This window comes from Lysobacter sp. Soil_N_51 (genome assembly GCF_057655755.1).
The window spans coordinates 444111-458045 of sequence record NZ_JBDGLR010000001.1; the positions used below are offsets into that span (position 1 = coordinate 444111).

Sequence of the window (13935 nt, forward strand, 5' to 3'; positions counted from 1 at the left end):
AAAGGACGCCCCCTGCCCATGACGAACGTATCCCTGCGCGAGCTCGAGCACCACGACGCCTTCATCGAGCGCCATATCGGCCCCAACGACGCCGAAATCGGCCACATGCTGGGCAAGGTCGGCTACGACTCGCTCGAAGCGCTGACCGATGCGATCGTGCCCGGCTCGATCAAGTCGACCCAGCCGCTGGCCCTGCCGACCGCGATCAGCGAAGTCGAAGCGCTGGCCAAGATCCGCGCCATCGCCACCCAGAACAAGGTCTTCCGCAGCTTCATCGGCCGCGGTTACTACGGCACCCACACCCCCAACGTCATCCTGCGCAACATCCTGGAAAACCCGGCGTGGTACACGGCGTACACCCCGTACCAGGCGGAAATCTCGCAGGGCCGCATGGAAGCGCTGATCAACTTCCAGACCATGGTCGCCGACCTGACCGGGATGGAGATCGCCAACGCGTCCCTGCTCGACGAAGGCACCGCCGCGGCCGAAGCGATGACCCTGGCCAAGCGTTCGGCCAAGTCCAAGTCCGACACTTTCTTCGTCTCGAAGAACATTCACCCGCAGACGCTGGAAGTGCTGCGCACCCGCGCCGAGCCGCTCGAGATCAAGCTGCACATCGCCGATGACGCCGACGCGCTGACCGTCGACGCGTTCGGCGCGCTGCTGCAGTACCCCGACACCTTCGGCGGCGTCCACGACTACCAGGCCGTGTCCGACGCGGTGCACGCGCGCGGCGGCATCGTCGCGATCGCCAGCGACCTGCTCGCGCTGACCCTGCTCAAGGCACCGGGCGAATTCGGCGCCGACATCGTGGTCGGCAACACCCAGCGCTTCGGCGTGCCGTTCGGTTTCGGCGGCCCGCACGCCGGCTTCATGGCCTGTCGCGACGCGTTCAAGCGTTCGATGCCGGGCCGTTTGATCGGCGTGTCGGTCGACACCGACGGCAAGCCGGCCTACCGCCTGACCCTGCAGACCCGCGAGCAGCACATTCGCCGCGAAAAGGCGACCTCGAACATCTGCACCGCGCAGGTGCTGCTCGCGGTCATGGCCAGCATGTACGCGGTCTATCACGGCCCCGACGGCCTGACCCGCATCGCCCGCCGCGTGCATCGCCAGGCCGCGATCCTCGCCGCCGCGCTGCGCGGCGCCGGCATCACCGTCGCCGACGGTTTCTTCGACACCCTGCACGTCAGCGGCATCGATGCGGATGCGATCCACGCCAAGGCGCGCGCGGCCGGCATCAATCTGCGTCCGATCGACGCTGCCAGCCTGAGCCTGAGCCTGGACGAAACCGTCGCCCGCGACGATCTGAGCGCGCTGGCCGGCCTGTTCGGCGCCACCCTCGACATCGACGCGCTCGACGCCGCCACCGCCGACGCGATCCCGTCCGCGCTGGTGCGCAAGTCCGCGTTCCTGCAGCACCCGGTGTTCAACACCCATCACAGCGAACACGAACTGCTGCGCTACATGCGCTCGCTGGCCGACAAGGACCTGGCGATGGATCGCACCATGATCCCGCTGGGCAGCTGCACGATGAAACTCAACGCCACCGCCGAGATGATCCCGGTGACCTGGCCCGAGTTCGGCAACATCCATCCGCTCGCCCCGGCCGAACAGACCGCCGGCTACAAGCAGCTGATCGAAGAACTCGAAGCGATGCTGGTCGAATGCACCGGCTACGACGCGGTCAGCCTGCAGCCGAACTCCGGCGCGCAGGGCGAGTACGCCGGCCTGCTGGCGATCCGCGCCTATCACCGCTCGCGCGGCGAAGGTCATCGCGACATCTGCCTGATTCCCGATTCGGCCCACGGCACCAACCCGGCCTCGGCGCAGATGTGCGGCATGACCGTCGTGGTCACCAAGACCGACGCCAACGGCAACGTCGATGTCGCCGACATCCAGCGCGCCGCGGAGAAATACAGCGACCGTCTGGCCGCGATCATGATGACCTACCCGTCCACGCACGGCGTGTTCGAAGAGGAAGTGGTCGAGATCTGCGAGATCATCCACAAGCACGGCGGTCAGGTGTACACCGACGGCGCCAACATGAACGCCCTGGTCGGCGTGGCCAAGCCCGGCAAGTGGGGCTCGGACGTGTCGCACCTCAATCTGCACAAGACCTTCTGCATTCCGCACGGCGGCGGCGGCCCGGGTGTCGGCCCGTGCGCGGTCAAGTCGCACCTCGCGCCGTTCCTGCCAAAGACGGTCGATGGCGAAGGCGTGGTCGGCATGGTCAGCGCGGCGAGCTTCGGCTCGGCGAGCATCCTGCCGATCTCGTGGATGTACATCACCCTGATGGGCACCCAGGGCCTGCGCAAGGCGACCCAGGTCGCGCTGCTCAACGCCAACTACATCGCCAAGCGCCTGGAGCCGCATTACGAAACGCTCTACACCGGCCGCAACGGCCTGGTCGCGCACGAGTGCATCCTCGACCTGCGCCCGCTCAAGGACGCCACCGGCATCAGCGCCGAGGACGTGGCCAAGCGCCTGATCGACTTCGGCTTCCACGCCCCGACCCTGAGCTTCCCGGTCGCCGGCACCTTGATGGTCGAGCCGACCGAGAGCGAATCGCAGCACGAACTGGACCGCTTCATCGACGCGATGATCCAGATCCGCGACGAAATCCGCGCGGTCGAAGACGGCCGCCTGGACCGCGAGGACAACCCGCTCAAGCACGCGCCGCACACCGCGACCCAGGTCACCGCGAGCGAATGGACCCACGCCTACCCGCGCGAACTGGCCGCCTTCCCGCTGCCGTCGCTGAAGCTGCAGAAGTACTGGCCGCCGGTGTCGCGCGTGGACAACGTCTACGGCGACAAGAACGTCATGTGCGCATGCATTCCGATCGATGCGTACAAGGAAGAGGAAGCCGAGGCGTAAGCGGCTTTGTCCCGACCTCGATGCAGGCAAAAGGGCTTCGCGGATGCGAAGCCCTTTTTCTTTGCGTCGCGCCTTGCCTGCCGCGCGCAGCGCCCCGGCGCCATCTGCGCGGCGAAACCGCGACGCAAGGCGTCGATGCTCCGATGAGCCGCGATGAGCCGCGAATCGCCATTCGCCGCGCCAGAAAACCAAGGTCGACGGCCGACCACGCGATGCGTGCGCCGTCACATCCGCGACTGCCCACTTGCACGCCCCTCACCGTGTCCGGTTGCCCGACGCATCCCGAATTTGCGGCGCGCGATCCGCGCTGATCGATGTAACCACAAGATCATCGAACGCATTAAAAGATCGCGATCGCAGTTCATTGCGCGCGCCATCATCGATTCCGTGCTCATGCGCTTTTCGTTCAGAGCGAGCGGAGCGTTCACGACGATCACGTCTTCCAATCATGCGACGCCTGTTTCGAGCCCATTAAAAACGGCCAACGAAGTAAGACGCTCGAATCGGCCATGCGATGAAAAACGCGAATCAAGGTCGCGACCGACACATATCCGCGCGCCTCGCGCGCGTGCAAACAAAACATCCCGCGCGCCGGAAACATCGCGCGACCCAATCCTCAGTTCACATGAGTCTGCGGTTGCAGTAACCGAACCCACGCGCACGCGCCCTCGCTTTGTCGCCGCTTGTCACGTTATTGACGATTGCGAAGCGATAAAAGTGATGCCACGAACTCACCGAAAGTCACACGAAAACTGTTCCGTCCGACTTCGCGAAATAATTTTCAGAACCGTAAAAACAGGGGGAAACTCATGGCCGCAACCGCGCGCCTTCCCAAGGCTTTACTCTGCGTCACCGCCGTTATCCTGATCGCGCTGGCGTGGAAACCTTGGCATAGAGACACGCCTTCATATTCGCGCGATGCGTCGACGCCGACCACGGCCTCCACACCCGCCGACTCGCCGAAATCCGTCGCTACCACGCCCCAAACCGCGCCGATCATGACCACCACGATGCGCGCCGCGGCCGTGGCGGCCGAGCACACGCGCAGCGCGAGCGCGCAGGCGCAACCGCCTCGCAACTACACCGGGCCGGACGGCAAGCAACACGAGATCGTCTACAACCAAGGCCTGAACCTGTCGCCGGGCGCGCGCGAACAACTCAAGCGCGAGTTGCTGGCGCAGATGCGCAAACAACCCGAGGCGGTGTCGCGCATCTATCAGATCAGCCCGAACGATATCGCCGCCGTCGTCGCCGGCACCAAGCCCTTCCCCGAGAAGTTGCTCGATCAGTAAGCGGACTCGGCATTCGGCGGCGAACAGCCTTCGAAGACCAGCCGTGCTTCAGCCCGGATGCGGCCCCAGCGAAGCGTCCGGTTCGGAACGACCACCCATGGGCAAGCGCCCATGACCTTTATGGACGAGAGGGTTCCTTATCATGAAAGCCTATAAATACTGCTTGTTGGCGGCGGCCCTGTGCTGCTCGAACGCGTTGGCGCAGACCAGCGACGGTTACGGCACCTCGCTGCGGATTCCGCTCGTGGTCAACAGCTCGACCTATTCCTCCACCTTGTTCGTGCGCAACGGCGGCGACAGCGAAGCCAGCGTCAAGGTCACCTACTACGGCGCGCCGGGCACGCCGTTCGCCGGCACGCGCCCGTGCTCGACCCTGACCGTCGCCGCCGGCGCGGTGGCGAGCAGCGACCTGGCCACGCTGTGCTCGGTCCCGGTCAGCGCGACCAGCAATTACGGCCAGCTCGCGCTGGAGGAACAGAGCGCGGCCAACGTGGCGATCTCGGGCTATTCCCGGATTCAATCGGCGGCCGGACAAGGCTTCTCGGTGGAATCGTTCAAGGTCGGCTCGCTGAGCGGCGGCTCGACCACCTCCGCGGTCGCCGGCCTGCGCCGTCAGGCCGCCGCGCCGGGCTATCAGAGCAACTGCTTCATCAGCGCGCTCGGCGAACCGGTGTCGGTGAGCTGGTCGCTGCGCACCGGCGCCGGCGCGCCGCTCGGCAGCCCGCAGGTCAGCAACCTCAGCGCCAACGAAACCATCCGCTATCTCGACGTGTTCAACGTGGTCGGCGCGGCCGCGGGCGATTACTCCAACGTCCAGGCGGTGTTCACCGAGTCCACCGCCAGCACCAATCCGGGCTATGTGGCCTACTGCACCACCCAGGACAACACCTACTTCGGCGGCGATTTCCGCATCGCCAAGGAAATCGATCCGGCCGATCAACGTTCCAAGAAAGTCGGCGTGTCGCTGGACAGCTCGCTCGGCACCTTGCTCGGCCTGGCCAGCGGCCAGGATCAGTTCGGCCTGTACCTGCAGCATCCCGACTGGGTGCAGTGCCGGATCAACGGCGCCGCCGCCAATCAGCTGGAAATGCGCCTGGAAGATCCGCAGGGCAACGTCGTCGCCGGCGGTAACAACGTCAGCTCGTTCCAGAAGGTCTATCTGGGCGAACGCAGCACCCGCAACGACGGCGCGCACGGTCTGTGGAAACTCAAGGTCGAGACGCGCAACCTGCTGAGCCTGCCGGTGAATTACGGCCTGACCTGCGAGTCCGGCAACGGCTCCAACCCGCCGTTGTTCGTCAATCACTCGGTCATCGAAGAGTTCTGAGAAACAGCGACTCATCGCCTGAATACGGTTCCGTCCGCGCCGCGGGCGGAACCGTTTCCGCATCAACGGCGACCAACGCTCAAAACAAAACTGAGCAAGGCGAACAGCGCTTCGGCGAAGGTGATCGCCACCCGCCAGGCCAGCGCCAGCATCGCCGCATTGGCCGCGCCGAGCAACGGACTCAGGCACCAGAACAGACCGGCCTCGCGCACGCCCAGGCCCGCCGGTACGAACAGCGCGGCCACTCCGGCCAGACCGGCGAAGCACAACGCGGCCGACAGTCGGAGCACATCCAGTCGCAGCCCGAACGACGCGACCAGCAGCGCGAACGCCGCGCACATCGCCACATACCCCGCGAATTGCAGCATCCACACCCGCCGCATCGTCGTCGCGTCCGGACGCTCGGCGATACCATCGCGGACGATGGCGGGCAAACGCCGCGTGATCGGTCCGGGCACGCGTTTCAGCATCGCGATCCAGGTCAATGCCGCGGCAGCGGCGAGAAAAGCGCATTGAAAACCCAAGCCCAGTCGCGGCGACAACGCCGCGGGAGCGACGGCGGCGGCGATCAACGCGCTGATGCCGAGCGACAACAGCTGCTCGCGCACGAACAAAACGAACGCGGCGCCGGAACCGCGGTCGCGCGCGTACAACGCTCCTCTCGCCACGCCCTGCCAGATCTTGCCGGGCAGGTACTTGGCCAACAGGCTCTGCCCCCAGCGCAACTGATCGCCGAGCAATCGATCGGGCACCACCCGTCCATGCACGAACACATGCCAGGCCAGTGCCAGCAACACCTGCATGACCAGGCACAGGCCCACCACCGCGACGACATCGCGCGCCTGCAATTGCCGCCACAACGGCAGCCATTGGTCCTGCCGCGACCACGCCTGCGCCGCGACCAGACCGAGCGCCAGCAAGCCCAGCACCCAACCCAGACTGCGCGCCAAGCGCCGGGCGAGCTTAGACCAGCGCATCCAGACACTCGACATAACGCCGCCCCATCTGTCGCCACGAACAATGCGCGGCGGCATAGGCGCGCGCCGCTTCGCCCTTGGCGCGCAGGTTTTGGCGATCAGCAAGCAACTCGACGATCGCCATCGCCCAGGCGTCGGCGTCTTGGGTCGGCAGCAGCCGACCCAACTCGGGACGCGCGACGGCGTCGCGCAATCCCTCCAGATCGGCGGCCACCACGTAACGCCGGCTCATGGCCGCTTCCAGCGCGACCAGGCCGAAACCTTCCGGATCGCCTTCGACCCGCACGTTCGGCATCAGCAGCAGATCGCATCGCGCCAGCCGTTGCGCCTTGCTCGCCTCGTCGACGTCGCCCCACAGCCGCACCGCCTCGTCCAGGTTCGCGTCGCGTATCGCCTGCGCGATCGCCGCGCGCTCGGGACCGTCGCCGACGATGTCCAGGCGCACCGACGCCCGCGATGCAAGCAGGCGCGGCATCACCTCGCGCACGAACCACAACGCGCCCTTGCGCCGGACCAAGCGCCCCAGAATCAGCAAGGCGGGCGGCGAATCGTCTCCACCGCCGGCTTGCGATATCGGCGAATCGCTCGCGCCGGGATGGATCAATGCGCATCGCGATTCGTCCACGCCATACGCGATCAACGCATCGAGCACGAACCGGCTGATGCAGATATGGCGATCCATGCGACCGCGAAAAAAAAGCCGCAAGTACCATTGATACAAACGGTTCGAATAGGTCAGGTCGAGACCGTGCACCACCACCGCCACCGGCACCCCGGCCCAGCGCGCGGGCAGCGCCAACAACGACAACACCGGATCGCCCAGCAGCAGCACCCGGACCCGACCGCGCAGCAGGCCCCAGCCCAGGCGCAGCAACGAGCCGAGCACGAACAGCGGCAAGCCCCACTGCCCGGCGCGCCAGCGCAGCAAGGTCAGCGGGCGCAGGACGCTCAGTTCGGTCGCGATGCGATGACTCAGTTGCTGCATGCCGCCGCGCGACGGCGGAAATTTTCGGGTGATGTACCAGAACGACTTCAAGGCATCTGTCGCCATTCCGCGCGGCGCCGGCTCAATTGCTGTTCTTCCAGCAGCCGGCGGTTCACCACCAACTGATTCGCCAGCAGTCCCACCGCGCCGCCGATCGCGCCAGCCAGCACCGCGGTCGCGGCCAGAATCAGCGACTGGATGTGGCCGTCGCCGCGACCTTGAACAAATTCGAACAGGAACTTCGCTCCGATCCCGACGCCCAGCAATGCGGCCAGGCCCGACGGCACCAGGAAGAACTCCAGCGGCCGATAGATCAGAAACGAGCGCAGGATCGTCAGCATCGAGCGGGCGATGTACTCGGGCACGCTTCGAATCAACCGCGAAGGCCGGGTGGGCGGATTGACCTCGACCGCAATGCCCTTGATCCGCAGTCCGGTCTGACCGGCCTGGATCAAGGTTTCCAGGGTGTAGGTGTAACGCGAGTAGACGTTGATGCGCATCGCCGCGTCGCGGCTGTAGGCGCGAAATCCGCTGGTGGCGTCCTCGATGGCGACGTTGGACACCGCCCGCACCACCCGGCTGCCCAGCCGCTGCAGGCGTTTCTTCCACCACGGGAAGTGGCCGATGCGCTCGATCGGCCGGCAGCCCACCACGATGTCGGCGCGACCGGCCACGATCTCGGCGACCATGCGCGGAATCGCCGACGCATCGTATTGATTGTCGCCGTCGACGTTGACGATGACATCGGCGCCGCGACGGCAGGCCGCTTCCAGCCCGGCCGAGAACGCATGCGCCAGCCCGCGATTGCCCGGAAAACGCAGCACCGCATGCGCCCCGTACTCGAGCGCGACCTGGGTGGTCTCATCGGTCGAGCCGTCGTCGATGACCAGCCACTCCACCGACTGCACGCCGCCGATGAACGAAGGCAGCGCGGCGAGCGTATCGGGCAGTTGTCCGGCTTCGTCGCGACAGGGAATCTGGATGACCACCTTGATCGGCCGGCGTGCGAGCTTCTCGCCGCCGATCGCCAGCGGTTCGGACAACATCGCGTTGCCGGCATGCCGAACCGTGATGTCTTCCATGCGAAACGATCTGCGAGCATTCATCGTTCGAGCTCCTATCCGATTCCATGGCGATGACTTCGCCTTGCCTGCGCCGGTAAGCGATCGCGTCGATCCACGTCCGCTTGCGAGGACGCGGCCGCGCGGCCGCCTATGGGCCGATCTGGACCACCTTCCAATCGCTGATTTCCTCGCGGGTGCCGTGCGCCGGCTCGCCCATCGAGGTGGCCCGGCGCAGACGCCGGATCGGTAATGTCGCCACCTCGACCGCATCGGTGCGGCCTATGTCCATGCCGGCGAAATGCACCAGTCGGGCGCCGTTCGCCGCGGGATCGCGCAACGCTTCCCACTGCGGACCCGACGCCGATGCGACCGGCGCGACGCGCGCGCCGAATCCGGTGATCAACGCACTGGCCAACGGACCGGCCGCGACGACATAACTGACCCGGTCGCGCGGCAACTGTGCGGCGATCGCCGCCACCTGCGCGACCATTCCGGCGTCCTCGCGCAGCAACAAGGTGTCGCGCTGCTGCCACAGCAGATTCACGCCGAGCGCCAGACTGAGCACGGCCACCGCGGTGTACGCATACCGCCCGCGCCACCGCCGCGACAAGGCCGCGCAACCCAGCGCGGCGAACACCACGCAGGCCGGGAATACCGCCGGCGCCCAACGCCTCGTCGCCCAGATATGGTCGGGCGACACCATCGGCTTCCACAGATAGACCAGGGTCGGCACCAGCAGAAACACCAGCACCCAGGTCTTGACCGAACCTGGCGTCCCGCGCCATGCCGACCACGCCGCAAAGGCCGCGCCGATGCCCGCGGCGATCGCCACTGGCAGCGACAGATACGCGGCGACATTGACCAGACTCGCTTCGCGATAGTCGCGCAGCCCGTTCAACTGCGGCACCAGCTTCGATTCGATCAAGGCATACGGCTGCAGATGCGGACGTATCCACATCGCATAGACGAACAGCGCCACCATCGCCAGCGCGACCGGCCATGCGCCAAGTTCGGCGAAACGCCGTGGAATACGCATCGCTGCGCTGGTCTGCGACGCGCGCGCCAGACCGGCGCACAGCGCGGTCGCGATAATCGCGCCCAGCACCACATCCGCCAGCCCGATCAGATAGGGCTGCACGAAGGCGAGAAAATAGCCGAGCGCCAGCGCGGTGACCGCGGCGCAGCCGAATGCGATTTCCTGCAACGCCGGGTTGAACCGCTCGCTGCGGCGACCGCGATCGACCGCCACTGCCGCCAGCCAGGCCGCGACGATCGCCAGCGGAAAAATCACCGCGTCGATGCGCACGAAACCGGCCATGCCGATCAACGCGCCGGCGCTAGTTCCAAGCACGCGCGAGCGCTTGGTCAAGGCGATCATCGCCAGCAACGCGCCGTTGAGCACGAACCAACTGCAGAACGGCTCGCTCAGGCTGTTCCTGGAAATCCACACCTGCGCCGGTTGCAAGGCATACACCACCAGCGCGGCGATCGCCCAGACGCGCTGCGACGGCTTCAATATGCGCCGAGCCAGAACATAGAACGCCAGACAGTTGAGTACGCCGACGATCGCATTGAAGCGGAATATTCCCTGCGGCCCGAGCACCGATCCGAGCATCGCCATCCACACCGGCGTCGCCGCCGAAAACTGGAAGGTCCATCGCTGCGAGGTCGGATAAATACCCGGCAATTCGAGCGCCCGCCCCTGTTCAATCGCGACGATAGCGGGATCGTCGGCAATGCCGAGCGCGCGCAGATCGATGGCCGACCCGCCGGTGCGCAGCAGATGCAGCGCATGCTGGGCATAGATGCCTTCATCGCGTTCGCCGAGCAGGCTTTCCTTGGGAAAGAACGCATACAGCACACCGGCCGTCGTGACGATCGCGGCGACGGCGACAAGGCCGAGCGATCTGACGCGCGGCTTCGCGTGCATCCGTATCCGCTGCGCGAGCCCGATCCAGGGCCGCGCCCGCCAACACCACAGGCCAGTCGCCAACCAACCGGCGATGCCGATCCACAACGGCGAAAACAATCCGGCCAAGGCCAACGCCATCATCGCCAGCGTCGCCACCGCGCTGCCCACGCACAGCACGATCAGCGCATGCGAACGAAGACCCCGGGTTTCATGTCCGATCGAGGCGAGCGTCCATGCTCCCAGCGGATACACCGCGAACCACACGCCCAGCTTCGCCAGCGCTCCCAGATAATCCATTGAAAGCCCTCAATAGAGGTCCGAGTCTACGTGGCGTTAAGCTGATTAACTGCACAACTCGTCAAGCTTCAAGGTGGCTTTCTTGTGCATCAGGAGCAAGCGTTGAATTCATGAAATCGCGCACACAATCGCTGTTTATCGCGTCGTGATTACAGGTGAAAACCGCTCGATTTCGCACTCCCGCCGCAAACGGATTATCGATTGCAAACCGGACACGCGCGGTAGCGCGGCAAGCGCGGTGACGTGTCGTCGTGATCTGCTCTTCACATCGCGCGGTCGCTCAGCGCCGATATCCGATGCCGATTGCGATCCTGTCGTCGAGCCGACGATCAGCGCTTGGCGCGCGCGGCGGTTTTTTTCCTGGCGGGCGCGGCGACGCGTTGCTCGACCCGCCCCGACAGCAGCAACTCGATCGCGAGCCCGGCATCGGCCGGGTCGACGCGCTGGTCGCTGATCACGTCGGCGTAGATGAACGACTCGGCCAGGCGCACCACCAGATAGGCGAGCGTGTCGATGTTCAACGGCAACTCGAGCGCGCCGCGTTCGCTTTCGAACTGCAGCAGGCCGCGCACCTTGTCGATGACCCGCGCTTGCAGCGGGCCGTGCTTGGAGGTCATCAGGCGCAGAGCGAATTCGGCGTCGAGTTCGATGAAGCGGCGTAGCGGGCGGTAGCGCAGCATCGCCCGGATCGCGTACTCGCAGGTCGCCGCGACGCGCTGGGCGCCGCGTCCGTGCGAGGCGGCCGCGGCCTGATCGAGCAACGGTTCGCACAGCGACCAGATCACTTCGCCGAGCAATTGCTCGCGGCTGCCGACCCAGCGGAACGCGGTGGCGCGGCCGATGCCCAGTTGCGCGGCCAATGCGCCGATGTCGAGCCGCTCGCCGTCGACCCAGCCGCGCCGCGCCAGCCGGAACAGGTCCAGCGGCGTGACCCGCGCCGCGCCGGGTTCGCGCAGGGCTTGGCCCAGGCGGGTCAAGGCGGCCGGTTTCGATGCGGGCCGCTTTGACGGAGCCAGTTTTGACGAAGCCGGCTTCGACGAGGCCCGCTTTGATTGGGCCTGCTTCGATTGGGCCTGCTTCGATTGGGCCTGCTTCGATGGAGCCTGCTTCGACGGAGCCGGTTTCGATGCGGATTTGGGCATTCGCGCAGCTTAGTCGAATCAACAACTTGACGCCATATGAGTCGTATCGCATAAATGACTCACTCCCAGCCAGATCGCCGCCATGAGCTCCAGCCCCCTGATCGACCGCCGCCACCTCGATTTCATGCTGTACGAATTGTTGCGCGTGGACACCGTGACCGCTTACCCCCGCTACGCCGAGCACAGCCGCGAAACCTTCGACGCGGCGATCGAGCTGGCGCACCAGCTCGCGGTCAGCAAGTTCCTGCCGCACAACCGCAAGAGCGATCTGCACGAACCGCATATGGTCAACGGCAAGGTCGAACTGATCCCCGAGATCGGCGAAGGTCTGCGCGCGTTCAACGAAGCCGGCTTCATGGCGGTGCTGGCCGATTACGACGACGGCGGCATGCAACTGCCGTTCGTGATCGGCGCGGTGTGCGACTGCATGTTCTCCGCGGCCAATCCCTCGACCGTGGCCTACCCGGCGTTGGCGCGCGGCGCGGCCAACCTGCTCGAAGCCTATGGCGACGAGCAGCAGAAACGTCTGTATATGAAACCGATCGTCGACGGTCGCTACTACGGCACCATGTGCCTGTCGGAACCGCAGGCCGGTTCCTCGCTGGCCGACATCAAGACCATCGCCGAGCCGCAGGCCGACGGCAGTTATCGCCTCAGCGGCGCGAAGATGTGGATCTCGGCCGGCGATCACGAGCTCGGCGAAAACATCGTGCATCTGGTGCTAGCGAAGATTCCGGGCGGCCCGGCCGGCGTGCGCGGCATCAGCTTGTTCATCGTGCCGCGCTGGCGCGTCGACGACGACGGCACCCGCGCGCAACGCAACGACGTGCGCCTGGCCGGGCTCAATCACAAGATGGGCCAGCGCGGCAGCGTCAACACCTTCCTCAAGTTCGGCGAGGCCGGCGATTGCCACGGCTATCTGGTCGGCCAGCCGCACCAGGGCCTGAGTTACATGTTCCACATGATGAACGAGGAACGCATCGGCGTCGGCCTGGGCGCGGTGCAGCAAGGCAGCATGGGCTATCTGTATTCGTTGCAATACGCGCGCGAGCGGCATCAGGGCCGCCATCCCGATCAGAAGGACCCGAGCTCCGCGCCGGTGGCGTTGATCGAGCACGCCGATGTGCGGCGCATGCTGTTGCAGCAGAAGTGCTGGGTCGAAGGCGCGCAGGCGCTGGGCTTCTACACCGCGCTGTTGGTCGACCAGGGTCGCGACCCGGACGAGACCGTGCGCAACGAAAGCCATCTGCTGCTGGACTTGCTCACGCCGATCATCAAGGCCTGGGGCTCGGACTATTCGCTCAAGGCCAACGAGCTGGCGATCCAGATTCTCGGCGGCTACGGCTATACCCGCGAGTATCCGGTCGAGCAGTGCTATCGCGACAACCGCATCAACCCGATCCACGAGGGCACCAACGGCATACAGGCGCTGGACCTGCTCGGACGCAAGGCGATGATGCACGACGGCGCGGCGTTGAAGTTGTTGCTGCGGGAGATCGGTTCGACCTGCGCCGATGCCGGCTCGCTGCCGGAGCTGGCCGCGTTGGCCGCTCAATTGCAGGCGGGCGCGAAGTTGGCCGGGGAGACGACGCTGGCGGTGGGTCGGCGCATGGCGGCGGGCGAGGTGAGGTTGGCGTTGGCCAATGCCGGGCACTATATGACTTTGCTTGGGCATCTGACGATCGCATGGCTGTGGTTGCGTCAGGCCGCTATCGCGCAGCGGGGCCTGGCGGGGGCCAGTGCCGCCGATACGGCGTTTTATCTGGGTAAGTTGCAGGCTTGTCGTTTTTTCTTTGCTACTGAGTTGCCGCAGATTGAGTTGGCGGCTCGGTTGGTGGGGGAGGCGGAGCCTAGTGCTTATGAGATGCGGGCTGAGTGGTTTTGATAATTGCCGCTGGCAGTAGCGAACAGATACTGCAGCGTTGGCTTCTGCTTTCTTGAAAGCAAGATCAACAGCTTCCGCCCGCAGGCGGGCGGAAGCCCTTGACCTTGCTTAAAAAGACACGAGAAAAATCGCGCTTATCGCGACCGTGGCCGCCAAGACGACCGATCCGCGTCA

Annotated in this window: 10 protein-coding genes; 4 read left to right on the top strand and 6 right to left on the bottom strand. The window is 65.6% G+C overall.

The features are described 5' to 3' along the window. Nucleotides 1–18: 18 nt before the first annotated feature. Nucleotides 19–2880 carry an aminomethyl-transferring glycine dehydrogenase gene (gene gcvP, locus AC3A4T_RS02065; RefSeq protein ID WP_487673849.1) on the top strand — a complete coding sequence of 954 codons (2862 nt, stop codon included), beginning with the start codon at nt 19–21 and terminating at the stop codon, nt 2878–2880. A gap of 224 nt (nt 2881–3104) precedes the next feature. On the opposite strand, the gene AC3A4T_RS02070 is transcribed toward gcvP, so the two are convergent. After that, nucleotides 3105–3326: a hypothetical protein gene (locus AC3A4T_RS02070; protein ID WP_487673850.1), complete on the bottom strand. Its 222-nt coding sequence runs from the start codon at nt 3324–3326 to the stop codon at nt 3105–3107. Nucleotides 3327–3689: 363 nt separating this feature from the next. Here AC3A4T_RS02070 and AC3A4T_RS02075 point away from each other — a divergent pair, with 363 nt between their 5' ends. Next, nucleotides 3690–4172, top strand: a complete 483-nt coding sequence (locus AC3A4T_RS02075; RefSeq protein WP_487673851.1) for a hypothetical protein — start codon at nt 3690–3692, stop codon at nt 4170–4172. A 142-nt stretch (nt 4173–4314) separates the two neighbouring features. Further along, nucleotides 4315–5499, top strand: a complete 1185-nt coding sequence (locus AC3A4T_RS02080) for a hypothetical protein (protein ID WP_487673852.1) — start codon at nt 4315–4317, stop codon at nt 5497–5499. Between the two features lie 62 nt (nt 5500–5561). Here AC3A4T_RS02080 and AC3A4T_RS02085 read toward each other — a convergent pair whose 3' ends face one another. From AC3A4T_RS02085 to AC3A4T_RS02105, 5 genes are all read right to left on the bottom strand, one after another. Continuing rightward, nucleotides 5562–6476, bottom strand: a complete 915-nt coding sequence (locus AC3A4T_RS02085; RefSeq protein WP_487673853.1) for a lysylphosphatidylglycerol synthase domain-containing protein — start codon at nt 6474–6476, stop codon at nt 5562–5564. Continuing rightward, nucleotides 6463–7527, bottom strand: a complete 1065-nt coding sequence (locus AC3A4T_RS02090; protein WP_487673854.1) for a glycosyltransferase family 4 protein — start codon at nt 7525–7527, stop codon at nt 6463–6465. The genes AC3A4T_RS02085 and AC3A4T_RS02090 overlap by 14 nt, the downstream gene beginning before the upstream one ends. Then, the gene (locus tag AC3A4T_RS02095; protein ID WP_487673855.1) at nt 7509–8567 is read right to left on the bottom strand and encodes a glycosyltransferase family 2 protein; all 1059 of its coding nucleotides are present in this window, start codon (nt 8565–8567) and stop codon (nt 7509–7511) included. Before AC3A4T_RS02095 ends, AC3A4T_RS02090 begins: the two co-directional genes overlap by 19 nt. Before the next feature lie 106 nt (nt 8568–8673). Beyond that, nucleotides 8674–10734, bottom strand: coding sequence for a hypothetical protein (locus AC3A4T_RS02100; RefSeq protein ID WP_487673856.1), 2061 nt, complete (start codon nt 10732–10734; stop codon nt 8674–8676). 329 nt (nt 10735–11063) lie between these two features. Next, nucleotides 11064–11711: a QsdR family transcriptional regulator gene (locus AC3A4T_RS02105; protein ID WP_487673857.1), complete on the bottom strand. Its 648-nt coding sequence runs from the start codon at nt 11709–11711 to the stop codon at nt 11064–11066. A gap of 247 nt (nt 11712–11958) precedes the next feature. Between AC3A4T_RS02105 and AC3A4T_RS02110 the strand changes: the two genes are divergently transcribed. Further along, nucleotides 11959–13761: an acyl-CoA dehydrogenase gene (locus tag AC3A4T_RS02110; protein WP_487673858.1), complete on the top strand. Its 1803-nt coding sequence runs from the start codon at nt 11959–11961 to the stop codon at nt 13759–13761. Nucleotides 13762–13935 lie beyond the last annotated feature (174 nt).